The sequence below is a fragment of the Seonamhaeicola maritimus genome (genome assembly GCF_008056315.1).
GTDB lineage: Bacteria > Bacteroidota > Bacteroidia > Flavobacteriales > Flavobacteriaceae > Seonamhaeicola > Seonamhaeicola maritimus.
In genome coordinates this window covers 1677460-1702954 of the sequence record NZ_VRKQ01000008.1, presented here as the reverse complement: position 1 = coordinate 1702954, position 25495 = coordinate 1677460, and the positions used below count along the sequence as shown (strand labels likewise).

Below are 25495 nucleotides of genomic sequence, written 5' to 3'. Positions count from 1 at the left end.
CTATTTCATTTAGTTCGGGCATAGTCGATAACTATTTAATATATTTATAAAAAACTTTATTTGAATAATATTTCAGACATACTTTCAGCTCAAAAAACTTTATTTAGATCGCAAAAAACCAAAGATGTTGCGTATAGATTACAGCTTTTAAAAACCCTAAAAACAGAAATCATATCCAAGGAACAAGCCATTTATGATGCCTTGAAAAAAGACTTTAACAAATCTGATTTTGAAAGCTTTATAAGTGAATATGGTTTGGTCATTTCTGAATTGGATTTGGTTACCAATAATTTAAATAAATGGGTAAAGCCTAAACGTATAAAATCGTCAATGTTAACCTTTCCATCTAAAGATTATATCTATAAGGCAGCATATGGAAATGTTTTAGTTATTGGTCCGTGGAATTACCCTTTCCTTTTAACATTAGAGCCATTAATTATGGCCATTGCAGCAGGTAATACCGTTGTTTTAAAGCCCAGTGAATTAACTAAAAACACCTCTAAATTAGTATCCGAAATTATAGAAAATGTTTTTCCTAAAGAAGTTGCTGTTTCAGTACAAGGAGGGATTGATGTTGCCACTGAATTATTAACCCAGAAATGGGATTATATTTTCTTTACGGGAAGTGTTCCTGTTGGAAAAATTGTAGCCAAAGCAGCTGCAAAACACCTAACACCTGTCACTCTTGAACTTGGAGGGAAAACACCATGTATTGTTGATGATACTGTAGATTTAAAACTATCGGCAAGAAGAATTGTTTGGGGAAAATTTTTAAATGGCGGACAAACCTGTATTGCTGCAGATTATCTTATTGTTAAAGAAAGTATCAAAGAAGCATTTATAGAAATACTTAAAAAGGAAATTATAAGGGCATATGGTGAAACTCCTAAACATTCTAAAGATTTTCCTAAAGTAATCAATACAAGAAACACTGAGCGTTTGGTTAATTCGCTTGAGAATGTTAATGTAATCTTTGGAGGAGACTTTGATATTGACGCATGCTACATTGCTCCTACTTTGGTTGATGAACCTGGTTTAGATAGCTCATTAATGTCTGATGAGATTTTTGGCCCTATTCTCCCAATTCTTTCTTATAAGACGGATGAAGAAATTGAAAACATCATTTGGAATTTTGAAAAACCGTTGGCTTTTTACGTCTTCTCTAACAACAAATCTTTTGTTGAAAAAACCTTAAACAAATTTGAATTTGGTGGTGGTGTGGTTAACGATTTACTCATTCATTTCGGAAATCACAGATTGCCTTTTGGAGGCGTTGGTGCAAGCGGCATGGGAGCTTACCATGGTAAACATGGGTTTGATACTTTTTCGCATAACAAAGCCATTGTAAAACGAGGAAACTGGACAGATCCTCCAGTACGTTATGCTCCTTACAATAAGAAAAAATTGAACATCTTAAAAAAGATGTTTAGGTGGTTTGGTTAAATGGGTAACTAATTACCATTTCAACACCTTTACCTTCTTCTGAGTTTAATTGTAAATCGGCATTAACTAAAGTGGCTCTACTTTTCATATTTAAAAGTCCAGAACCTTTTTCAACAGTTTCTACATCAAAGCCTTTACCATCATCTTTAGCAGTAATGATTAAATTTTCAGTCTGATAATCTAAAGTAATACTTAGGTTTTCAGCTTCGGAATATTTCACTGAATTAGACAAAAATTCCTGAATAATCCTGAAAAGAATAATTTCGTGTTTCTTGTTATTGAATGGCCTTTTTTCTCCAATTGTGTGTTTTTGGGCTGATGCAAATTTCATTTTCTTTAATCGGTCTAGTTCATTGGAAACCGATTTCTCAAAACCAATATTCAGTACAACTTCATTATTTAAAGTTCTAGATAACGCACGCACTTCTTGCAAACTTTCTTTTAGGGCATCTGAGGTGTCTTTAAACTTTTCTTTAATATCATCAGAAGCCTGCATTTTTAAAATACTTAATTGCATACTGGCAAAAGACAGCAACTGCCCTACGTTATCATGTAGCTCCCAACCAATGTTTTTAAGCGTTTGTTCTTGAGTTTCGGTTTGAGCTTGAGTTATTTCTTCCTCAAAGGCTTGTTCTTGTTTTATTTTATCAAGTAGTAGTTTGTTTTTTCGTTTTAAAAACACTACAAAAAACACAATAACTAAAGCCGTTACAATTACCAATACGGCAATCATATAAATTAATAAATAGCGCTCTGAGGCTGTACTAGCTAATCTTTCTCCGGATTGTACCATATCACAAATATATACTTAATTATTCTACAATATTATCCCTTTAAATTTTATCAATGTCCCTTTTAGGCTTACAATAAATTAAGGCAAAAGTAAATGTCAAATACATTAAAAGATTTGATAATATATACAATACCTGTCTAAGCTCCATATATTTATTATCATTTCCTAAGGACATGTAGTTGTCATAAAACACAACATGCGTTATAATAAGCCACCAAATAAAAATAGCTGCTGTAACATAGAAATTGATATCTTTATAAAATGATAATATTTCTTCAGTCTGTAACAACTCAATAAAGTAAAATATAACACAAAAAAAAATCACTACAGAACCGATTATACTTATAACAGGAAAAAAGGAAACAAAGAATGCTCTCCAATGAAAACCTATATAAACTATAGAAAAAACTAAAAACAAATAACCAGAGTACTTTAAGATTAATTTATACTTTTCCTTTGCTAAAACTTTATAATAGTAAAAAGCAAAAAAAACTATGGCTCCAATTTTCCAATAGGATGTTGTCCACCAATAATTCCTTTCAAAAACAGTGCCTTGTAACAAACTTAGAAACCCATCTTTAACATAATACTTATAACCCCCTATTAAGTCGCAAATGGATAAGTAAATTAAAAACCAAATAAAATATTTAGCGTTTGTATGTTTATAGCTTTTATAAAGAATAACTCCTGTAATAGCAGCCAACCATTCTACCGAATGTGTTAATAGACTATAGTTTTCTAATAAAAAATCAACCATCAGTCTTATTAATTTCAGTTCCAGGTTTACAAAATATTAATGCAAAAATGAAAGTGGAATACATGAAAATGTTTGAGAATAAAAATATTTGCCACTTTAAAAAAATAAAGTCTATATCTTGATACCTGCCAACGACTTCATAAGTAACGTAAACGTCATAAAATGTAAATGGGGTTATAATTAGCCACCAAATAAAAATAGCTGAGCTAATGTAAAAGCTTAATGACCTATAAAAGGTTAATATTTTGTCACTTTTTAAAACTTCTACAAAATACAAAACTGTACCCTCAAAAATCACAACTGCTCCAGCTAATATAATTACAGAAAAGAACTTACTGAAAAAATCTTGCCATCCGACAATAATTTGCACTATGGAAATCCCAAGAAACAGATAGGCACTATATTTTAAAACAATCTTAAATCTATTAGTTTTTAAAATCTTATTATAATAAAATACAAAGAAAATAATAGCTCCAATATCCCAATAAATTGTTCCTAACCAATGATTTTTTTCAAAAGGCGTATCAATAAGAAAACTTAAAAATCTATCTGGATGAACATACCTTGTATAGCCTGATAGAGTATCAAAAAATACCACGTAAACTAAAAACCATATAAAATATTTTGCAGCAGTAAACTTATACTTTTTATAAAAAAGCAGACCAGTTAGGGCTGCTAAAAACTCTACCAAATGAGTTATAAAACTGTAATTGTTTAATAAAAAGTCTTTCATCAAACTTTATCAATTTTTATTTCAGGTTTACAAAAAATTAAGGCAAAAGTAAACGTTGAATACATAAAAATATTCGCAGAAATATAGATAAGTCGTCTAAGCTCAATATAATCCCAATCTCTTTCATATATACCTACCGTATAGGACGTATAGTTATCATAAAATACAATAGGTGTAATGATAAGCCACCAAATAAAAATTGCAGCACTTATATAAAAATTTAAAGACTTGTAAAAAGTTAGAATTGTTTCACTTTGTAGTAATTCAATAAAATAAAATATGGTACATAAAAATATTACAATAGACCCCAAAATGCTAATGATTGGGAAATAACTTGTAAAAAAAGCACTCCAGTTTAACAAGATGTAAATTATAGAAAAGACAAAAAAACCATAACTGATATATTTGATGATGTTTTTAAAAGATTGATAATTCAAAATTTTGCCATAATAAAACGCGAAAAACATAATGGCTCCTATTTTCCAATATAGTGTGGAAAGCCAATAATTTTTTTCCAAAACAGTTCCTTTTAAAAAACTCATAAATAACTCTGAGTGAATATAACTCGGATATGTATACCCAGACAAAAAATCAAAAAAAGTTAAATAAAACAAAAAATAAACAAAATATTTAGCTGCTGTCAGTTCGTATTTTTTGTATAAAAATAAACCAGTAACAGCAGCCATAATTTCAAGGCTATGAGTGATTAGTGAATAATACTCTTTTAGAAATTCATTCATATAGCCTATTGTGGATACCCACCTCCACCTCCAGTTCCTTCATTTAATGGTGGACAAGTAGGACAATCACCATTACCTTGCATATTCACATTAAACAAATTTACACCAGCCTTTTGAATAGATTTCCCAACCGTAGGCACCATAAACATGGTGGTTAAATTCTTTTTACTCTGTCCTGCATTTTTACCATAAACCCCTAGATATACACGAAATCCTGTCATATCATACCCCAAACTATCAGTTTGTTGTTTTGAATACGCAATATAGTTTTCAATATCGTCAATAGACCACCATACAGATCTATCATCTTTATTTCTTCCTTGTTTTCTAGCCGCTGAGTCTACAGCAGCTTCTCTGTAATCAGTCCAATTTTTATTCAAAGCCTTGGCTTTATCAACAGAAATAACGCCTTTAGGTTTTATTACTTTTACAATTTCTAAAGTAGAATCTTCCACGGCTTGTCTTGGGCAAAAAAAGTAAGTTGCCAAAGCGCCAATAATAATCCCTAAAATGAGAGGTCTTAAGTTTTTCATACTAAAAATCTTATTTAGTTAATAATAGTTTTTTTAAAAATAGCAAAAAGAATTAACACCTGTAAGAATTAGAATATAAAATATTTTCAACTTGGAAACCCTAACATATCACCCATACCAACTGTGAATAACCAGCAACCGTAAATGGCATGCTCAATTGAAACCAGTAACGTAGAATTAGTTTTTTTATAAGTTATGGCGAACAGCAATCCACCAAGAAATGTAAGCACTATTACCAAGGCATTTTTAAAAAATATGTGCCCTAATGAGAATATTATGGCATTTAAAAAGAGGAAGAACTTTTCATTTTTAATTAAACCTTGATAGCGTTGAAAAAAGAATGTGCGATAAACTAACTCTTGAGGATAAACAGACAGAAATGTGTAAATAAATAAAATAATAACCCACATTTTAGGTTTATTCAACAGAACGACAAAAAGAGATTCTTTGTTGGTAGTCCAAACAAATACTGTAGTAATTGCAACTATAATTAGTAGTTTAAGAAAGGTTGCCTTCCAAAAGCTTTTCCAATTTAGATTAGGTACAATTTTAAAACTAAGTTTTTCTACTTTGAGTAACACATAAATAATATATATAAAACCCATTAGCCCAATAACACCTTTAACTAATGGTGCATAATTAATGGTAAAACTTACTGGTACTAAAACAAAAATGATAAAAAACTCAAGGCCTTTATATAAGGTTGATTGCATATTTACATATTTATGATTGTAGTATGTTTAACTTCATTTATAACAAACATACTATGTGTGCTCCCAATATGATTGATGGTTGTTAGCTTTTTTACCATGAATTCTCTGAATTCTGCCATATCTGTTACCAAAACTTTTAAAAGGTAGTCGTAATCACCACTTAAATGATAACACTCTAACACCTCTTTTAATTTGGCTACTTCTCTTTCAAAGCTAACCACATAATCCTGACTGTGTTGAACCAGCTTTATATGACAAAATACGATGAAATTTTTTTTAACCTTTTCTTTATTTACCAAAGCAATATAGCCATCAATAAAACCTTCTTTCTCTAATTTCTTTATACGTTCATAAACTGCTGTAACCGAAAGATTTAACTTATTTGAAAGTTCCTTGTTTGTTTGCTTACTGTCTTGTTGCAAAAACTCTAAAAGCCTCTTATCTGTAGCATCAAAAATCATAATAGAAAATTTTTCTTAAATATACTTAAAACTAACTAATTAATAAACTTTATTTCTATTTTAATAAATAATAATAGTTTTATTTTCTATGATTTTAAATACTTATTGATTATTATTCATAATATATCGAAATTTGATAAAACTAAATCAAATCATTATGTCTTTTAAGCCCGCAAACAATATTCAGGATTTACAATATTTTGGAGAATTTGGTGGTGTAAACCCTTCTATTTCTGACTCTTCAACCTATACTTTTTTATCAGCAAAAACCATGTTCGATACTTTTGAAGGTAATGCAGATGGTTGCTATTTATATTCACGCCATTCCTCACCTTCTAACTTGTATTTGGGTGAAGCTTTAGCAGCAATGGAAGTCACCGAAACTGCCAACGTAACATCTTCAGGAATGGGCGCTATTACTTCAGTGATTTTGCAATTATGTAGCGCAGGAGACCATGTTATATCTAGCAGAACCATTTATGGTGGCACCTATGCCTTTTTGAAAAATTTTACTCCTAAACTTAAAATAGAAACATCATTTGTTGATATCACTAATTTAGAAACCGTTGAGGCTTCAATTACAAAAGACACAAAAATAATTTACTGTGAATCAGTCAGTAATCCGCTTTTAGAAATAGCCGATATAAAAGGGCTTTCAGACATTGCCAAAAGACACAATTTAAAATTAGTAGTAGATAATACATTTTCGCCTTTATCAATATCCCCTACCGTTTTAGGTGCAGATGTGGTGATTCATAGCTTAACAAAATTCATAAACGGATCTAGTGATACCGTTGGTGGTGTGGTTTGTGGCACTCAAGAATTTATTAATGAATTACGCAATGTAAATGATGGCGCCTCTATGCTTTTAGGTGTTACCATGGATAGTTTACGAGCAGCATCAGTACTAAAAAATCTTAGAACGCTGCATATTAGAATGCAACAGCATAGTAAAAATGCGCTGTATTTAGCTGAGAAATTTGAAGCTGACGGACTTAAAACCGTTTATCCCGGCTTAGAATCACATCCTTCTCATGATTTATTCAGAAAGATGATGAATACGGAATATGGCTTTGGTGGACTACTTACCATAGATGTTGGCTCATTAGAGCTAGCTAACGAACTCATGGAAATGATGCAAGAACGCAACTTAGGTTATTTAGCGGTTAGTTTAGGGTTTTATAAAACCTTATTTAGTGCTCCAGGAACATCAACCTCTTCTGAAATACCTGAAGAAGAACAGTATGAAATGGGATTAACAGACGGTTTAATACGCTTTTCAATTGGATTGGACGCCGATATTGAACGCACTTATAAAACAATGAAATCTTGCATGACAGAACTAGGTGTGTTAATGCCTAAAAAGGAAACGCAATTGGCTTAAGCCTTATTTTCCTTTCATACGAACCCATAGAGCGTTGAGGGCATCAGAAATGTTGTCCTCATTACGTTCAAAAGGTTTCATGTTTAGTTTTCCATCGTCGTCATACAAAAGAAATCTAAAAACTGAAGAGGTAGAGTTTTCTTCACTGGTGACAGGGTAACGCAAATCGTTATATTGATATTCGTTCTCTCCTACTTTATAAATACTGAAATAATCGTTGCTGAACCATGCCAATTTTTTAACACGTTTATATTTTTCAGCAGATAAGTCCCGTTCCTTCTTCAATTCCCTAAAATCAGAAAACAAGTCATCCTTATCTAAGAGTGAATAATACCCAACCCAATAAGTTGAATCCGTTTCGGCTACGCCATACCACAGAATATTATTAAAAATGGTGGGCTGTGTATAGCCACGTTTAAAATCTACTTTATTACTTATCAAAGATTTTTTAAATACCGAATCCATGTATAACTTATTACCAAAAGTAAAGAGTAAATACAATGAACTTATGCCAATACCAAGCTTTAAAACAAACCGTCTTTTACTAGATGTTCGTCTAAAAAACATCAATACAATAAGGCACAACAGAAATGGCAAGGTGTAAATAGGATCAACTACAGCTATATTATTTAAAGCCACTCTATAATTACTTATTGGCGCAAATAATTGGGTGCCATAAGGTGTAAAACAGTCTAAAATAGGATGTGTAAACAGTGACCAAAAGAATAGATACATCCAATCTTTCAAGTCGGTACTACCCTGCCTGCTTCGGGTGTTATAAAATTTAAAAGTTAACCAACCCAAAATAACTGCGGCAAAAACCGAAAACAAAATGGAATGCATAAATCCGCGATGGAATAACATAGCATCAATTTCATTACCATAAATCCAGCTCCCCACAAAAACATCTAAATCAGGAATAGTCCCTCCAATAGCACCAAAAAGAAGCGCCTTGTTTCCTATTTTCTTACCTAAAACTGCTTCACCACAAGCAGCTCCTAAAACAATTTGAGTTAATGAATCCATACCTTATTTAAAGTCAAGACAAATTTACTGAACTATTTTCATTTGCAAAGGTTACATGATTATTGTAACATTACATTTATAAAATTACTTCATGGAGAGCCAAAACATCAAACCTAGAGAACCTCAAGACGAAAACATAATTGAAAATAAAGAACTAAATATCTGGGAAGCTTTAATTCCGGTTATTGCTTTAGTAGGCATGCTTTTCTACAATGTGTATTTTGTTTATGGTGATGATGCTTTAAGCGGAAGTAATCAGTTTATCCTGCTATTAGGTGGTGCTGTTGCCGCCATTGTTGGTTTCTATAACAAGGTATCATATAAGCAAATGCTTGATGAAGTAGCCGAAAACATAAAATCAACCGCTGGCGCCATTATAATCCTTCTTATGGTTGGTGCTTTAGCAGGTACTTGGTTAATTAGCGGTATTATTCCATCTATGATTTATTACGGGCTTCAAATATTGAGTCCTTCTATATTTTTAGCAGCCTGTGTTGTAATATGTGCCATAATATCTATTGCTACCGGAAGTTCTTGGACCACATCAGCAACCGTTGGTATTGCCTTAATTGGAATTGGCGAAACTTTGGGTATTTCTTTAGGAATGACCGCCGGAGCAGTGCTTTCGGGAGCCTATTTCGGAGATAAAATGTCGCCATTAAGTGATACTACAAACTTAGCGCCAGCTATGGCTGGTGGCGAATTGTTTTCGCATATTAAATATATGACCATCACAACGGTACCTACAATTACGGTTACCCTCATTATATTTATAATTATTGGTTTAAACATTGATACAATGGGTACTCCAGATATTTCAGATAAGCTTGAAGCTATAAATGGAGCCTTTAACATATCACCTTGGCTATTCTTAGTTCCTGGAGCAGTCATCTTTCTAATAATTAAAAAAACACCTCCCTTAGTTGCCTTATTGGTAGGTACGCTTTTAGGTGCTTTAGCTGCTATAGTTGCGCAACCAAATATTATAATGGCTGTGGCCGAAGCAGAAACACTTACATTTCAATCGGCTTATAAAGGTGTTATGCAAGCCATTACTGTAGATACCGCTGTTGAAACCTCAAGTACTGAGTTAAATGATTTATTCACAGCTGGTGGTATGAGTGGTATGCTTAATACCATTTGGCTTATAATATGTGCTATGGTTTTTGGCGGTGTTATGGATGCTATAGGCGCACTTTCTAGAATTAGTAAATCTGTATTAAATTTATTCGATTCCGTCTTTGGCTTATTCTTAAGTACAGTTATAAGTTGTTTAGGTTTAAATGCTCTTGCTAGCGACCAATATTTGGCAATAGTTGTACCAGGTAGAATGTATAAAAAAGCTTTTGAAGACAAAGGTTTAGCCCCAGAAAACCTGAGTAGAACGCTAGAAGACTCTGGTACAGTAACCTCGGTTTTAATTCCTTGGAATACCTGTGGTGCCTACCAATCTGGGGTACTTGGTGTTCCGGTTATGGATTACTTCGCTTATGCTATTTTCAATTGGTTAAGCCCGTTTACAACTTTACTTTTTGCGGCTTTCAGAATCAAAATCAAGCAATTAACTTCGAAATAGTAAAAATTTATTGTTAAGTTTTTTAACTATAAGTATTATCTATTTACAAATAGTAAATTAAAATTTTATTCTTGAAAGAATTCTAACATGTGTTTTATATTTGCGGCTTAGAAAATTAGTAACAATTTAAATATAAAAAACACATGTCATTAGTAGGGAAAAAATTTCCAAATTTAAGTGTTGACGCCATGAATGATTTAGGCGACACTTTTAAAGTAAACGTACTTGAAGAAGCAGTAAAAAACAACAAAAAAGTGGTTTTGTTTTGGTATCCAAAAGACTTCACTTATGTATGTCCTACAGAGCTTTTTGCTTTCCAAGATGCTCTTAAAGATTTTGAAGCTAAAAACACTATAGTTATTGGAGCTTCTGTTGATACAGCCGAAGTACACTTTGCGTGGTTAAACACACCAAAAGACCAAGGTGGTATTGAAGGTGTTACGTATACCCTATTAGCCGATACAAACAGAAACTTATCTGATCAATTAGACATTAACCAAATTGGTAATGAAACTTATGATGAAGCATCAGATACGTACACTATGGATGGACCCTATGTGCCATGGAGAGCTACCTATTTAATTGACGAAGAAGGAACTGTATTTCATGAGAGTGTAAATGTTGAGCCAGTAGGTAGAAACGTTGCAGAATATTTAAGAATGATTGATGCTTATGCACATTTCCAAAAGCACGGTGAAGTTTGTCCTGCAAACTGGGAAGAAGGAAAAGAAGCAATTTTAGAAAGTAGAGATAGTGTTGCTGCTTATTTAGCAAAACGCTTAAACTAGGACGGTATGATACAAGAACTAGAACAAGATAATTTAGCAGACATTGTTTCAGATAACAATACTGTTGTTGTACAATTTTCGGCTACTTGGTGTGGTAATTGTAGAATCATGAAGCCTAAAATGAAACGTTTAGCTTCAGAATTAGAAGACGTTGCTTTTGTTATTGCTGATGCCGAAAAGTTTCCAGAAAGCAGAAAGCTAGCAACGGTTGACAATTTACCAACTTTTGCAACTTATAAAAATGGGGCATTTGTAAACCAAGTGCAAACCAATAAGTTTGATAGTTTAAAAGACTTAGTAAATGAAGTTACCAGTAATTAAACACCTTACACAGTTTATTGAGGAAAACGACGAAGATTTCGTGGTTGAAACTATTGAAACTTTAGAAGCTTTAACCGAAGTACCTTCACTTAAAGATGAAGAACTAGATGTTATAGGAGAGCTAATCTCTAATATGTACGGCGCCGTAGAAGTGAATAAAATGATAAAAGATGGAACACCTAAAAAAGAGGCATTAAACAGTTTTATGCAACGTGTTTTAGGAGCTATAGACGCATAAAGAAAAAGAAAAATTTGGATTAAAAAACCACTCCTGTTTAGGAGTGGTTTTTTTGTTGAATTAGATTGATTCTGTAAGAATTTTTAACTAACTTCGTTTAACGTCGGATATAAGTCATTAAAACGACGCATATCCCTAAGTTAAACGAAATTTCAAAATTACGCTAAAAGCTCCAAAATCTCTTTAAACCCTTTTTCATTAGCATAATCAAAGGCGGTATTACCGTCTACATCTTTAATGGTAGTATCAGCTTCATATTTTAACAACAATGCTACCATGTTAACTTGATTATACATGGTTGCAAAAATTAAAGGTGTTACGCCTTGTGCATTTTTAGCATTTATATGCGCGCCATTTTCTATTAATAGTGTAGCTATATCGGTATTCCCTTTAAAGGCCGCACCGATTAATGCGGTATTACCAGCAGCATCTGTACCATCAACATCGGCTTGGTATTTTAATAGTATTTCAACTACCTCTTTTTTATCAAAATAGGTTGCAAAAATTAAGGGTGTAAAACCACGTTGGTCTTTACCATGCACCAATTCTGGGTGTAACTTTAATAGGGTTTCTACACGGTCTGGTTCTACAGATTTAACTGCTTCTAGGAAAAAATTTATATCGTTCATAGGGTTCAAATATCAAAAAAATTGGGACAAACACAAATATATGTTTATCCCAATTTCAACTAAACACTCAACTAAACTTACTTTATATCAAATCTATCTGAATCCATTACTTTGGCCCAAGCTGCCACAAAGTCTTGCACAAATTGTGCTTCACCATCATTGGCACCGTAAACTTCGGCCACGGCTCTTAACTCTGTGTTAGAACCAAAAATTAAATCTGCTCTGGTACCTGTAAACTTAACCATACCTGTTCTTCGGTCTCTACCTTCAAAAACAGTATCATCATTTGATGTGGCACTCCATGTATAAGCAAAATCTAAAATATTAGTAAAGAAATCGTTGGTTAAATGCCCCACATTTTCTGTAAATACACCGTAATTAGAGCCATCATAATTAGCTCCTAATACGCGCATACCTCCTACTAATGCCGTCATTTCTGGTGCAGATAGGTTCATTAAATTAGCTCTATCTACCAATAAATCTTCGGCATCTACTTTTAAACCAGCTTTTATATAATTTCTAAAACCATCAGCTAATGGTTCTAAATATCCAAAAGATTCTAAATCGGTCTGCTCCTGAGAAGCATCTCCTCTACCTTGAGTAAAAGGCACTTCAACAGTATGACCTGCATTTTTAGCAGCTTCCTCTACACCAGCGTTTCCGGCCAGTACAATTAAATCTGCCATAGAAATGTCTCCACTAAATTCCTTTTGAACACCTTCTAAAACATGCAATACTTTTTCTAATTCCGCAGGGTTATTAACCTCCCAACTTCTTTGAGGTTCTAAACGTAAACGTGAACCATTAGCGCCACCACGCTTATCAGAATCTCTATATGTTGAAGCCGAAGCCCAAGCCGTAGTTACTAATTGAGAAATGCTTAAACCAGAAGCTAAAACCATCTTTTTAATAGATGCAATATCTGCATCACTTAAAGTATAATCTACCTTAGGAATTGGGTCTTGCCAAATTAACTCTTCTTGAGGTACTTCAGGACCTAAATAACGGTCTACTGGCCCCATATCACGATGGGTTAATTTATACCAAGCGCGTGCAAAGGCATCTTCAAAAGCAGCATGGTCTTTATGAAAACGTTGCGAAATCTCTAAATACTTAGGATCTATCTTTAAAGCCATATCTGCTGTAGACATCATTAAAGCTTGTGTACCTTCTCCTCCTGCTGCCGGAGCTTTTCTAGCATCGGCATCTTTTGGAGTCCATTGATGTGCACCTGCCGGACTTTTAGTCAATTCCCAATCGTAGTTTAATAATACATCAAAATAGTCATGATCCCATTGTGTTGGGTTTGGTGTCCATGCCCCTTCTAAACCACTGGTAATGGTATCATCTAAAACGCCTGATTTATATGAATTCTTCCAACCCGTACTCATCTCCTCAATAGAGGCTCCATGAGGTTCTGGCCCCACATAGTCATCAGGATTGGCAGCTCCATGTGCTTTTCCAAAAGTATGTCCACCAGCAACAAGCGCCACGGTTTCTTCATCTTTCATGGCCATTCTACCAAAAGTTATTCTAATATCGTGAGCAGATTTCATAGGGTCTGGCTCGCCATTTGGTCCTTCCGGATTTACATAAATTAATCCCATATGAACGGCTCCTAAATGGCCTTCTAAATCACCATCACTTGTATCATAGCGCTCATCATTATCTAACCATCCAGTTTCTGAGCCCCAATACACATCTTCTTCTGGTTGCCATACATCTTCACGTCCTCCGGCAAAACCAAAGGTTTTAAAGCCCATAGATTCTAAAGCACAATTACCGGCTAGAATCATTAAATCTGCCCAAGATAACTTCTTACCATATTTCTTTTTTATAGGCCATAATAATAAACGTGCCTTATCTAAATTTCCGTTATCTGGCCAACTATTTAAAGGGGCAAAACGTTGCGTACCCGTAGATCCGCCTCCCCTACCATCTCCAACTCTATAGGTACCCGCACTATGCCACGCCATACGAATCATAAAAGGTCCGTAATGACCATAATCTGCTGGCCACCAGTCTTGAGAATCTGTCATTAAATCAATGACTTCCTGCTTTAAAGTATAGTAATCTAGACTCTTAAAGGCTTCAGCATAGTCAAAATCTGCTTGATAAGGATTTGGACTTTTTCCATGTTGGCGTAAAACATTAAGTTTTAATTCATTTGGCCACCAATCACGATTTCTGGTGCCACCGCCTGCAGGTTGTTTTTGCGTGCCACTCATGAATGGGCACTTACTAACGTCGTTACTGTCTGTGCTGTGCATGATATATATTTTATGTTATTTAATACGTTTTTGTGAATACTCTAAAGTTACTAAATGTTTGAATATAAAACCAGTAAAAACATTTGTATAAATTATATCAAAATCAATAAAATTTATAGAAATCAAATTTTTACAATACAGCCTATTCTGGAAGTGAAAATATTTTATAAAGATTCTCTTTAATACTCATATTAAAGTATATATTATTCTTATTTTAGTTTCGAAATTAAAACGTTTAAAAATGGCAACAGTAAGTTTAAAAGGAACAGCAATTAACACAAAAGGAGATTTACCAGCAGTTGGTAGTCAAGCTCCTAATTTTGAATTAGCAGCAGCTGATTTATCAGATAAATCTTTAGGAGATTATAAAGGTTCAAGAGTTATCATGAACATTTTTCACAGTATTGATACAGGTACGTGTGCAGCGTCTGTAAGACAGTTTAATCAAGAAGCTAGTGAATTAGAGAACACAAAAGTGCTTTGTATTTCTAAAGACCTTCCTTTTGCTATGGCTAGATTTTGCGGCGCAGAAGGTATTGAGAATGTAGATGTACTTTCTGATTTTAGAGATGGTAACTTTGGTGAAGCTTATAACTTAACTTATGTTGATGGTCCTATTCGTGGTCTTTTAGCACGTTCTATCGTGGTATTAGATGAAGCTGGTAAAATATTACATACAGAGCAAGTTCATGAGGTTGTTGAAGAGCCAAATTACAAAGCTGCTTTAGAAGTATTGTATTAAAAGTATATGACTAAAAGAGAATCCTTCTTGGTTAACCGCTTAAAAAGTGTTCGATACGCTTTTAAAGGTGCTATTTTTCTTTTAAAAACTGAAGCTAGTATTAAAATTCAGTTTGTAATAGCCATTTTGGTTACCCTAGCAGGATTCTACTTTAATCTTTCCTCTACAGAGTGGGTTTGTCAATGTTTGGCCATAGCCCTTGTAATGTCTGTTGAAGGCGTTAACACCACTATTGAAGCTGTGGCAGACTTTATTCATCCAGAACATCATAATAAGATTGGAATTATAAAAGACATTGCTGCCGGTGCTGTATTTATCTCAGCCTTTTTTGCCGTAATTATTGGTTTTATTATTTACTTACCTAAGATTTTTTAAAATAAAATTCTAACTAGGATAAACGTTAGTAATTTGTATTTTTGCTTAAATCAAGAGCGCATTAATGGCGAAGAGGAAAACCAAAACAAAAAAATCAACTACAAAAAAACTTAAAGCTCCAAGTTTTAAACTATCTAGCCAACAGAAACTGGTTTTTGGTAGTTTTCTGGTGATTTTTGGTATTGTACTTTGTATTGCATTTGTATCTTTCTTTTTTACAGGAGAAATTGATCAGAGTGCACTTTCAGATTTTTCATCAAGAGATACCAAAGCAGAAAATTGGTTAAGTAAATCTGGCGCTTGGTTAAGTGATTTTTTTATTCAGAAAGGTTTTGGGATTGCGTCGTTTATTTTTTCTGGTCTAATATTTCTTTCTGGTGTTTATGTGCTTATGGATCTTCCGAAGTCCAAACTCAGAAAACATTGGTTTTGGGGCACTTTAATTGTATTATGGCTTTCTGTCATTTTTGGCTTTTTTGCTCATAAAAATGATATCTTAGGTGGCACTGTAGGTTTTGAGATTAATGCCTTTCTTCAAGATTTTATTGGGAAAATTGGAACCATACTCCTATTACTATTTGGTTTAATAACCTATTTAGCCATTCGCTTTAAAGTTACTTTTGAAAGTATATTAAAACTGTTTAAATCGGCTAAAAAGGATATTAAAGATGAGTTTTCTGATTTAAAAGATGAAACATTTGTTCCTGTTGACAACGCACTTTCTGATGAAGCCGAAGCTATAAAAGCTGCTTTTGAAATTCCTTTAGAGAAAAAAGAACCCGTTGTTAAGAAAGCACCTAAGGTTGTTAAAGAACCTCCGGTAAAATTAGAAGTAGCTCCTGAAACGAAAGTTGAAGAGCCAGAAATTGAAATTAAAGTTGAAGAAACGGCGGAAGAGCTTTCTGAAACCGATAATCTAGCAAATAAATTAGTTGAAGATTTTGGGCAATTTGACCCAACTTTAGAATTAAGTAACTATCAATTCCCGCCTTTAGAGCTTCTTAAAAAATATGATACCGAGGGTATCACAATTAATCAAGAAGAGTTAGAGGAAAATAAAAACCGAATTGTAGATACTTTAAGTAATTACAAAATAGGTATTGCTAGTATAAAAGCTACTATTGGTCCCACAGTAACGCTATATGAAATTGTTCCTGAAGCTGGAATACGTATATCAAAAATTAAAAACTTAGAAGACGATATTGCTTTATCGCTTTCAGCATTAGGTATTCGTATCATTGCTCCAATTCCTGGCAAAGGAACTATTGGTATTGAAGTACCAAATAAAAATGCCACAATAGTATCCATGCATTCTGCAATTTCATCAAAGAAGTTTCAGAGTTCAAAAATGCAGTTACCTATTGCATTAGGTAAAACTATTAGCAATGAAACCTTTGTTGTAGACCTTGCTAAAATGCCGCATTTACTAATGGCAGGTGCTACAGGGCAAGGTAAATCGGTTGGATTAAATGCTGTTTTAACATCCTTATTATACAAGAAACATCCAGCGGAAGTTAAATTCATTTTGGTTGATCCTAAAAAGGTAGAGCTCACGCTGTATAATCATATTGAGCGTCATTATTTAGCAAAATTACCTGATAGTGAAGAAGCTATCATTACAGACAACACCAAGGTTATCAATACATTGAATTCGCTTTGTATTGAAATGGATAACCGTTACGAGTTATTAAAAAACGCTATGTGTAGAAACATAGCCGAATATAATGCTAAATTTAAAGCCAGAAAATTAAACCCGAACGACGGACATCAATTCCTTCCATATATTGTATTAGTAGTTGATGAGTTTGCAGATTTAATTATGACTGCCGGTAAAGAGGTTGAAACACCTATTGCACGTTTAGCGCAATTAGCTCGTGCCATTGGTATTCATTTAATTATTGCAACACAAAGGCCTTCTGTAAATGTTATTACCGGTATTATTAAGGCAAATTTCCCCGCTAGAATTGCGTTTAGGGTAACCTCTAAAATTGATTCTAGAACTATTTTAGATGGTTCTGGCGCTGATCAATTAATTGGTCGTGGAGATATGTTATATACTCAGGGCAATGATATGATTAGAATTCAATGTGCCTTTGTAGATACCCCAGAAGTAGAAAGAATCACAGACTATATTGGCGCTCAAAAAGCGTATCCTGACGCATATCTTTTACCAGAGTATGTTGGTGAAGAAAGTGGCACAAGTCTTGATATAGACATTGAAGATAGAGACAAACTATTTAAAGAAGCTGCTGTAGTTCTGGTTACTGCTCAGCAAGGTTCTGCTTCTCTTTTACAGAGGAAATTGAAATTAGGGTACAACAGAGCAGGTAGATTAATTGATCAGTTAGAATCTGCAGGAATAGTAGGTCCGTTTGAAGGCAGCAAAGCAAGACAAGTATTAATTCCGGATTTGGTTGCTTTAGATGCCCATTTAGAAAATGAAAAATTATGATGAAAATGAAAATAAAATATATTGTTACACTCTTCGTTTTAGCAATGACGGTTAATGCATTTGCTCAAAACAAAGGAAAAACATTATTAGATGAAGTTTCTCAAAAAGTAAAAAGCTATGATAATATTTCAATAGACTTTAAATATACTTTAGAAAATATTTCTGAAAATATTAAACAAGAAACAAGAGGAGACGTAGTCATGCAAGGTGAAAAATACAAATTAAATATTCTTGGAATCACCCGTCTTTTTGATGGCAACAAACTTTATTCTATAAGTCCGGAGGATGAAGAGGTTACTATTTCTTCAGAAAGTGAAGACGAGGAAGACGCTATCACTCCAAGTAAAATGTTATCTTTTTATGAAGATGGTTATACCTACGAATTTGATATTCAACAGAATATTAATGGAAGAAAAATTCAGTATGTAAAACTTACTCCTATTGACTCAAATTCTGAATTAAAAAGCATTTTATTAGGAATAGATGCCCAAACTAAACATATATACAATCTTATTCAGGTAGGCAAAAACGGTTCAAAAACCACGCTTACTGTTAATTCTTTTAAAACAAACCAACCCATTTCAAAAACCTTATTTACCTTTGATGCCAACAAATACAAAGACTATTACATCAACAAATTAGACTAGGGTAAGTTTGAAAGTATTAGACAGATACATACTAAACACATATCTTAAAACTTTTATCAGTGTTTTTTTAATATTAATGCTGATATTTATTTTACAGACTATTTGGCTATACATTAAAGAGCTAGCAGGTAAAGACCTAGACCTCATGATAGTAGGCAAGTTTTTAATGTATTTTATGCCTAAGCTCATACCATTGGTAGTACCTTTAACAATATTGCTATCATCTATAATGGTATTTGGGAGTTTTGCCGAGAACTATGAGTTTGCTGCCATGAAATCTACAGGGATTTCATTGCAACGATCTATGTCTGGCTTAAGTATTTTTATAGTGGTTCTTGCCTTCATGACCTTTTGGTTTTCAAACAACGTAATCCCTTGGGCTGAATTAAACTCTTATAATTTACGCCGAAACATTGCCAAACTTAAGCCCGCTATGGCCATAGCCGAAGGTCAGTTCAATGAAATAATGAATTATAACATTAAAGTTGAAAAGAAAAGTGGTGATAAAGGGCAATTTCTTGAGGATGTAACTATTCATATAAAAGGTTCTGACGGAAGGAAAAATGCCACTACAATAAAATCTAAAACTGGAGAATTAGCAAGCTCTAAAGATTCTGAAGTGCTGAAATTAATTTTATATGATGGGAATTATTATAGTGATGTAACCCCTTCAAAGGCACAAGATAAAAAGAAAGTACCTTTTGCAAAAAGTACCTTTGAAAAGTATATCATTAATATTGATTTATCTAAAATGAATGAGGTTGACCTTGATGAACAATCTCAGACAGACAAATACAATATGCTTAGTATTAATGGTTTGAGTAAGGCTATAGATTCTTTAGAAAAAAGAAAAGTAGACGATCATAAATCATTAGCCAAAATCTTGTTACAAAGATCTACAGTTATTAAAAATCCAAACACCAAAACTGTAAAAGACAAAGCTACAGAGGAAAATATCAAAAGAGACTCTATTTATAGTGGTGAGATTCTTGATTTATTTAATACTAGAAAAAAAGTAGAACTTGTTGATGCTGCTGCCCGAAGGTCTGTAAGTGTTAGACAAATAATTTCTTCAAAAAAGGCCACTCTTAAAAAATCAAAAGAATGGCTTAACAAACATTACATTTCTCTGTATGAGAAATTTGCCCTTGGTTTTGCTTGTATTATTCTCTTTTTTGTTGGCGCGCCTCTCGGAGCATTAATCCGTAAAGGTGGTATTGGTTTACCTATGGTTGTTGCTATCCTGTTATTTTTAACTTACCACTTTATTGGTATTTTCGCTACTAATAGTGCGAAAAACGGAAGCTTTAACCCTATTCTTGCTAGTTGGTTTTCTACTTTAGTAATGCTTCCTTTAGGTATCACGCTTACTAGAAGAGCTACCGCAGATAGGGGATTATTTGAAATGGGAAGTATTAGTGAACCATTAAGAAAAATATTCAAAATAAAGGAAAAGAATGGTGTTGATTATAAATTCTTGAATTCACTAACAAACCAAGAACTTTTTAATATCATTAAAAACTATGAAACTCTTGGTCATGAAGAGGGTGTTCGTTATGAGGCTATTCAAATTTTAAAATCAAAAGGAATTGATTCCAAAGCGTTAAGAGAGTATTATGTTGAAATAGATAATAGTTTTGACTCTTCTGAGTCAATCACTGATGATTACCATGACCATTCTAAATTCGCTATCATCCTTTACAGTATTGGGGCGGTGTTATTAGTTTTGTTTTTTATTTTTAGAAACAACAAGCTACCTTCACTTGCTTCAGCTTCTATTCAATTAAGTATAGTGTCCTTCACATTATTTATAGTGTATTACATTAAGTCCATAATTAATACTTTCCAGTTCTACCGCCATATAAATAAGAGAGAAAAGAAACTATCAATATTCTTTTTAATACTTGGAATACCACTCTATATGATAGCCTACCCCTTTTTAAGAGTGAAAGTGAAAGAAGACTTAAGACTTAATTGTTTAGAATCTTTAAAATAAGCAATATCTTTGCGCCATGATAGCCGAAACTATGACACAGGATACAACAGATCAATACCAATTAAATACCATTCATGAAGCGATAGACGACATTAGAAATGGTAAGGTTATTATTGTTGTTGATGATGAAAACAGAGAAAACGAAGGAGATTTTGTTGCTGCAGCTGATAAAGTAACTCCGCAAATGATAAACTTTATGGCAACTCATGGTAGAGGTCTTATTTGTACGCCTCTCACTGAGAACCGCTGTAAAGAGTTAGAATTGGGTATGATGGTTAGAAATAACACAGACCCTATGGAAACAGCCTTTACCGTTTCGGTAGATTTAAGAGGTGGTGGTGTTACAACAGGAATTTCCGCCAGTGATAGAGCAAAAACGGTTAAAGCTTTAATTGATCACGATACCAAACCGTTTGAATTGGCACGTCCTGGTCATATTTTTCCTTTAGTTGCTAAAGAAGGTGGAGTTTTAAGAAGAACGGGGCATACTGAAGCTGCGATTGACTTTGCACGTTTAGCAGGGCTAAAACCTGCAGGTGTTATTGTAGAAATCATGAATGAAGACGGTAGTATGGCAAGACTACCTCAATTATTTAAAGTTGCAAAAAAGTTAAATTTAAAAATAGTTTCTATTGAAGATTTGGTAGCATACCGTATGCAACATGATTCTTTAATTGATAAAAAAGAGGATTTTCAAATTGAGACCAGGTTTGGAAGCTTTAGATTAAGAGCTTACAAACAAACCACTAACAATCAAGTACATATTGCTTTAACAAAAGGGCAATGGAAAGATGATGAAGGTGTAGCTACTAGAATTAACTCTACACTAATTAATAATGATATATTAGGAACATTAACTAATAATGTTGACAAGCAATTAGATGATATGTTCAGAACTATAAATAAAGAAGGTAAGGGCGCCATCTTATTTATAAATCAAGAATCCCAGTCAATGAACATTCTTAAGCGATTATCATTTTTAAAAGAACATCAAATTAAAGACGACATTGCCAAAGCACCAAGAATTAATATGGATTCTAGAGATTTTGGTATTGGAGCTCAAATACTACACGATTTAAATATTCACAAATTAAGACTAATTACAAACTCTACTCAAACTAAACGTGTTGGATTAATAGGTTATGGATTAGAAATTATTGAATATATAAACTATTAATATTTTACAAACAAGCCTTTATGGCTTTAACCATCTTTGAAGCTCTCTCTTTCACTTCTGCTTCTGTCCATGATAATTTTATTAAGCATGAAATGTTTCTTGCTATAAAATAATCTGATTTTTCAAAAGTTTTAGTTTCTAGATATTTCAAGCCTTCTTTGACTTCTTTTGTAATGGGAAAAAGGGACTTTAATTCCTTTAAATGTTCCCACTTACGAATATAATGCCAGTTATTATCATAATAATTCCAACAGGCATCTACCCCATGCGCAGCTAAACTTTTAATAACCTCTCTAGAAGTTTCTAAGTCTGGTAAAAAGAAATTTAAGAATGCTGCACTCTCCTCTCCACCATCTGGTACAGTTCTAAAAGTTACTTCTGGTATATCAGATAAGGCATCTCTTAAAATTTTAAAATTTCTCTTTTGAATATCTATAAATTCAGGTAATCTTTTAACCTGAGCTAAACCAACAGCTGCATGTAATTCTGAAATTCTGAAATTATAACCTAAAAACGGATGTGTTTCTGCTCCTCTATCATTTCCAACATGGTCATGACCATGATCACTAAAATGATCTGCATTAATATAATACTCCTCGTTATTTGTAATAACTGCACCACCTTCTCCACAGGTGATAGTTTTTACAAAATCGAATGAAAAGCAACCTAAATCACCTATACTTCCTAAAGGCTTTCCGTTATATGTACCGCCAATAGCTTGACAAGCATCTTCAACAAGTAACAAGTTGTGTTTATCACAAATATTTTTTAAAGCAGTCATATCTCCCATACTACCGCACATTTGCACGACCATAACCGCTTTGGTTTTGGGGGTTATGGCTTCTTCTACTGCTTCGGGATTTAATGCTAAGGTATCATCAATATCCACTAAAACGGGTATAGCTCCAAGTGCCATAATAGCTTCAAAACTTGCCACAAAAGTAAAAGTTGGCATAATGACTTCATCTCCCGCTCCAACTCCTGCAACCCCTAATGCTACCGAAACAGCTGCTGTACCGCTTGATACTAATTGAACGTAATTGGTTTGAAATGCATCTTCAAGAGCTGACTCTAACTCTTTGGCTTTCCAATGCCCCTTTCGCATACCATCAAAACCATAGCGCATTAAAACGCCATTATCTAGTACATCGTTTACTTGTTTTCTTTCTAAATCACCAAATAATTCAAATCCTGGCATAATTGTATTCTTTTATTTTGCGTTAGGGATTAAGGTTTTGTTGGAGCTCTTTTTGTGTTGTTGCATCTATGCAACACAAAAAAGCGACTACCGAATGCCCGACCCTTGGGTAACGCCCAAATTTATATTTCTAGCACACTTTCTGTTATGTTCATACGCACTTTTTTGAAACCTGCAAACATGTCATCTTCTGCCCTGTAGCCAACTGGTAATAATAATACCGAATTCAGACCTTTTTCATTAAGCTTCAATACCTGATCATAACTTTTTGAAACAAACCCTTCCATTGGGCACGAATCAATATTCTCTATCGCACAAACCGTCATTAAATTACCCAAAGCAATGTAGGCCTGGTTTTTTGACCAATGTTGTTGTTCTTCATTTGACTTTCTTTTCATCATTTTAATTAAATCTAGCCTGTACGGGTCTAAAATTTCATCGGGTGTATTGCGTATGCTTTTAATATTATTGTAATAATTGTTGACATCTACCTCATTTATTTCATCTTGAATACATATTATAAGAAGATGCGAAGCTTCCAAAACTTGTTTTTGATTATAGGAATGCTCAACTAAAGATTCTCTTATTTTCTTATCTTCAATGACAACCATTTTGATAGTTTGCAATCCGAATGATGTTGCTGTTAGGTTGAAAGCTTCTTTTAAAACGTTGAGTTTTTCATTGGAAAGCATTCTAGATTCATCAAACTTTTTAGTTGCGTAACGCCACTTTAACTTATCAATAATATTCATTTTTAGCTTAGATTTCTGCAAATGTAATATTTGAAATTTTCATTACTAAGCTATTGTTGAATAATTTAAATTATTATTAAAATATGACTTAAATTATTTTTTAAAAAGTTGAAGTTTTATTTGAAAGAATTAAAAAAGGATTCTATATTTGCACCCGCATTCAAGGAATACTTGATGAGACACACTGGAGAAATGGCAGAGTGGTCGAATGCGGCAGTCTTGAAAACTGTTGAGGGTCACACCTCCGGGGGTTCGAATCCCTCTTTCTCCGCTGAAATTTTATCAATTTCTACTAAAACCCTGTAAATTAAATGTTTACAGGGTTTTTTAATTTCCAAAAACATCAAATAAAGGTATAAAATAGCATATAATAGGTGTCCAATTCGGTGTCACTTTTAAAAATCAAAAAGTGACACCGAATTACCTGAAAACCATTGATTTTAAAGGGTTTTATGAAATAAACTTTAGTTTGTTTTTTGTATATTTAAAGGAGAATCTTTAAGTGACACCGATGCAAAACCTATTTTCTCTTCTTTTTTATATTAGACGCAGTAAATCCGACAAGAATGGATTTGCAAATATTTACCTAAGAATTACTGTAAACAGTAAGCGTGCAGAGTTAAGCATTCGAAGAAAAGTTCATGTTGAAAAATGGAACTCGAATGCTGGAAAAGGGAAAGGTTATGGTCAGGATATTCAAGAATTAAATCATTATATCGATATAATTAAGAGTAAGGTTTACGAAATTCATAGAACATTAGTAAACCAAAATAAGGAGATTACCGCTTCCTTGCTAAGAGATATTTATATAGGTAAAGACAATAATCAAAAGATGCTTCTTAAAATTTTCCAAGATCATAATGACCAAGTAAATAAATTAGTTGGTAAAGATTTTGCCCATGGAACTGCAGAACGCTATAGAACCGCAAAAAAACATATTGAAGACTACATCAAGGTGGAGTACAAAAAGGATGATATTCCTGTAAAAGATGTTGACCACAAATTTATCAGTGGATTCGAGTATTATTTAAAGACCGTTAGAAAGTGTGGGCACAATACGGCTATTAAGTATATTACTAACTTCAAAAAGATTATTCGTATAGCATATGCTAACGATTGGATAAGTAGAGATCCCTTTTACAACTGGAAAGCAAAATTAAAAATTGTTGATAGAGAATTTTTATCTGAAGGCGAAATACAAAAAATGGTTACCAAGGAGTTGCATACACCACGTTTGGACCAAGTTAAGGATATATTTATTTTCTGTTGCTTTACTGGTTTAGCTTATGCTGATGTAAAAAAACTATCAAAGAACGACATTGTTATTGGTATTGATAGTGAACGTTGGATTAAGACCAAAAGAACCAAAACCGATACTAGAAGCAATATCCCCTTATTACCAACAGCGGAGGCTATCTTAGGAAAATATAACGGTCATCCTGATATTATAAATAGTGATAAAGTTTTACCTGTTTTAAGCAATCAAAAGATGAATGCCTATTTAAAAGAAATAGCTGACTTGTGTGAAATACATAAAAACCTAACTTTTCATCTAGCTCGCCATACATTTGCTACAACTGTAACGCTAACCAATGGTGTTCCTATTGAGTCTGTAAGCAAAATGCTAGGTCATAAATCTTTAAAAACGACCCAGCATTATGCCAAAATATTAGATAGAAAAGTAAGTGATGATATGAAAGCTTTAAGAGATAAATTTCAAATTGAGAAAACCATTAGTAATATAGTTTAGC

The 25495-nt window shown here is 33.2% G+C and carries 24 protein-coding genes and 1 tRNA gene; 14 read left to right on the top strand and 11 right to left on the bottom strand.

Annotation, left to right across the window (positions count from 1 at the left end; all coding sequences use genetic code 11):
* The first annotated feature begins 60 nt into the window (after window positions 1-60).
* Window positions 61-1443: an aldehyde dehydrogenase gene (locus tag FUA22_RS07060; protein WP_147767188.1), complete on the top strand. Its 1383-nt coding sequence runs from the start codon at window positions 61-63 to the stop codon at window positions 1441-1443.
* Here the strand turns inward: FUA22_RS07060 and FUA22_RS07055 are convergent.
* From FUA22_RS07055 to FUA22_RS07025, 6 genes are all read right to left on the bottom strand, one after another.
* Window positions 1427-2236: a sensor histidine kinase gene (locus FUA22_RS07055; protein WP_147767187.1), complete on the bottom strand. Its 810-nt coding sequence runs from the start codon at window positions 2234-2236 to the stop codon at window positions 1427-1429. The two genes, FUA22_RS07060 and FUA22_RS07055, sit on opposite strands and share 17 nt — an antisense overlap.
* A gap of 40 nt (window positions 2237-2276) precedes the next feature.
* Window positions 2277-2993, bottom strand: a complete 717-nt coding sequence (locus tag FUA22_RS07050; RefSeq protein WP_147767186.1) for a hypothetical protein — start codon at window positions 2991-2993, stop codon at window positions 2277-2279.
* Entirely contained in the window at window positions 2986-3726 is a 741-nt protein-coding gene (locus FUA22_RS07045) for a hypothetical protein (RefSeq protein ID WP_147767185.1), read from the bottom strand. The genes FUA22_RS07050 and FUA22_RS07045 overlap by 8 nt, the downstream gene beginning before the upstream one ends.
* A gap of 745 nt (window positions 3727-4471) precedes the next feature.
* Window positions 4472-4999, bottom strand: coding sequence for a hypothetical protein (locus tag FUA22_RS07035; protein ID WP_147767183.1), 528 nt, complete (start codon window positions 4997-4999; stop codon window positions 4472-4474).
* 86 nt (window positions 5000-5085) lie between these two features.
* Window positions 5086-5712 (bottom strand): CPBP family intramembrane glutamic endopeptidase, encoded by a 627-nt coding sequence (locus FUA22_RS07030; RefSeq protein WP_147767182.1) that lies wholly within the window; start codon window positions 5710-5712, stop codon window positions 5086-5088.
* Window positions 5713-5714: 2 nt separating this feature from the next.
* Complete coding sequence (locus FUA22_RS07025; RefSeq protein ID WP_147767181.1) at window positions 5715-6173, bottom strand: Lrp/AsnC family transcriptional regulator; 459 nt, start codon at window positions 6171-6173, stop codon at window positions 5715-5717.
* 157 nt (window positions 6174-6330) lie between these two features.
* On the opposite strand from FUA22_RS07025, the gene FUA22_RS07020 reads away from it, so the two are divergent.
* Complete coding sequence (locus FUA22_RS07020) at window positions 6331-7557, top strand: aminotransferase class I/II-fold pyridoxal phosphate-dependent enzyme (protein ID WP_147767180.1); 1227 nt, start codon at window positions 6331-6333, stop codon at window positions 7555-7557.
* A gap of 3 nt (window positions 7558-7560) precedes the next feature.
* Here FUA22_RS07020 and FUA22_RS07015 read toward each other — a convergent pair whose 3' ends face one another.
* Window positions 7561-8583, bottom strand: a complete 1023-nt coding sequence (locus FUA22_RS07015) for a metal-dependent hydrolase (protein WP_147767179.1) — start codon at window positions 8581-8583, stop codon at window positions 7561-7563.
* A 91-nt stretch (window positions 8584-8674) separates the two neighbouring features.
* Here FUA22_RS07015 and nhaC point away from each other — a divergent pair, with 91 nt between their 5' ends.
* The 4 genes from nhaC (at window position 8675) to FUA22_RS06995 (ending at window position 11506) form a co-directional block, all read left to right on the top strand.
* Window positions 8675-10159: a Na+/H+ antiporter NhaC gene (gene nhaC, locus FUA22_RS07010; RefSeq protein ID WP_147767178.1), complete on the top strand. Its 1485-nt coding sequence runs from the start codon at window positions 8675-8677 to the stop codon at window positions 10157-10159.
* A gap of 143 nt (window positions 10160-10302) precedes the next feature.
* The gene (locus tag FUA22_RS07005) at window positions 10303-10947 is read left to right on the top strand and encodes a peroxiredoxin (RefSeq protein ID WP_147767177.1); all 645 of its coding nucleotides are present in this window, start codon (window positions 10303-10305) and stop codon (window positions 10945-10947) included.
* 6 nt (window positions 10948-10953) lie between these two features.
* A complete protein-coding gene (locus tag FUA22_RS07000; protein ID WP_147767176.1) occupies window positions 10954-11268 on the top strand; it encodes a thioredoxin family protein in 315 nt (104 codons plus the stop codon).
* Window positions 11249-11506 carry a DUF6952 family protein gene (locus FUA22_RS06995; protein WP_147767175.1) on the top strand — a complete coding sequence of 86 codons (258 nt, stop codon included), beginning with the start codon at window positions 11249-11251 and terminating at the stop codon, window positions 11504-11506. Before FUA22_RS07000 ends, FUA22_RS06995 begins: the two co-directional genes overlap by 20 nt.
* A 158-nt stretch (window positions 11507-11664) precedes the next feature.
* On the opposite strand, the gene FUA22_RS06990 is transcribed toward FUA22_RS06995, so the two are convergent.
* Window positions 11665-12135 carry an ankyrin repeat domain-containing protein gene (locus FUA22_RS06990; RefSeq protein ID WP_147767174.1) on the bottom strand — a complete coding sequence of 157 codons (471 nt, stop codon included), beginning with the start codon at window positions 12133-12135 and terminating at the stop codon, window positions 11665-11667.
* Between the two features lie 77 nt (window positions 12136-12212).
* Window positions 12213-14405 (bottom strand): catalase/peroxidase HPI, encoded by a 2193-nt coding sequence (gene katG / locus FUA22_RS06985; protein WP_147767173.1) that lies wholly within the window; start codon window positions 14403-14405, stop codon window positions 12213-12215.
* A gap of 241 nt (window positions 14406-14646) precedes the next feature.
* Between katG and tpx the strand changes: the two genes are divergently transcribed.
* The 6 genes from tpx to ribB all read left to right on the top strand — a co-directional run bounded on the left by tpx (window position 14647) and on the right by ribB (window position 21794).
* Window positions 14647-15147: a thiol peroxidase gene (gene tpx, locus FUA22_RS06980; RefSeq protein WP_147767172.1), complete on the top strand. Its 501-nt coding sequence runs from the start codon at window positions 14647-14649 to the stop codon at window positions 15145-15147.
* 6 nt (window positions 15148-15153) lie between these two features.
* Window positions 15154-15522: a diacylglycerol kinase gene (locus tag FUA22_RS06975; protein ID WP_147767171.1), complete on the top strand. Its 369-nt coding sequence runs from the start codon at window positions 15154-15156 to the stop codon at window positions 15520-15522.
* Between the two features lie 64 nt (window positions 15523-15586).
* The gene (locus FUA22_RS06970; RefSeq protein WP_147767170.1) at window positions 15587-17974 is read left to right on the top strand and encodes a DNA translocase FtsK; all 2388 of its coding nucleotides are present in this window, start codon (window positions 15587-15589) and stop codon (window positions 17972-17974) included.
* A 5-nt stretch (window positions 17975-17979) separates the two neighbouring features.
* A complete protein-coding gene (locus FUA22_RS06965) occupies window positions 17980-18621 on the top strand; it encodes a LolA family protein (protein ID WP_394344016.1) in 642 nt (213 codons plus the stop codon).
* A gap of 7 nt (window positions 18622-18628) precedes the next feature.
* On the top strand, window positions 18629-20617 hold the full coding sequence (locus tag FUA22_RS06960) for an LptF/LptG family permease (RefSeq protein ID WP_147767169.1): 1989 nt from the start codon (window positions 18629-18631) through the stop codon (window positions 20615-20617).
* Window positions 20618-20633: 16 nt separating this feature from the next.
* Entirely contained in the window at window positions 20634-21794 is a 1161-nt protein-coding gene (gene ribB, locus FUA22_RS06955) for a 3,4-dihydroxy-2-butanone-4-phosphate synthase (RefSeq protein ID WP_170309864.1), read from the top strand.
* Between the two features lie 4 nt (window positions 21795-21798).
* Here the strand turns inward: ribB and FUA22_RS06950 are convergent, their stop codons facing one another.
* Window positions 21799-22992, bottom strand: coding sequence for a DegT/DnrJ/EryC1/StrS family aminotransferase (locus FUA22_RS06950; RefSeq protein WP_147767168.1), 1194 nt, complete (start codon window positions 22990-22992; stop codon window positions 21799-21801).
* Between the two features lie 122 nt (window positions 22993-23114).
* Window positions 23115-23744 carry an NAD(P)H-dependent oxidoreductase gene (locus tag FUA22_RS06945; protein ID WP_147767167.1) on the bottom strand — a complete coding sequence of 210 codons (630 nt, stop codon included), beginning with the start codon at window positions 23742-23744 and terminating at the stop codon, window positions 23115-23117.
* A gap of 186 nt (window positions 23745-23930) precedes the next feature.
* Here FUA22_RS06945 and FUA22_RS06940 point away from each other — a divergent pair.
* Both FUA22_RS06940 and FUA22_RS06935 read left to right on the top strand, forming a co-directional pair.
* Window positions 23931-24015 (top strand) — tRNA-Ser (locus FUA22_RS06940).
* Between the two features lie 240 nt (window positions 24016-24255).
* Window positions 24256-25494 (top strand): site-specific integrase, encoded by a 1239-nt coding sequence (locus FUA22_RS06935; protein ID WP_147767166.1) that lies wholly within the window; start codon window positions 24256-24258, stop codon window positions 25492-25494.
* Window position 25495: the final 1 nt, after the last annotated feature.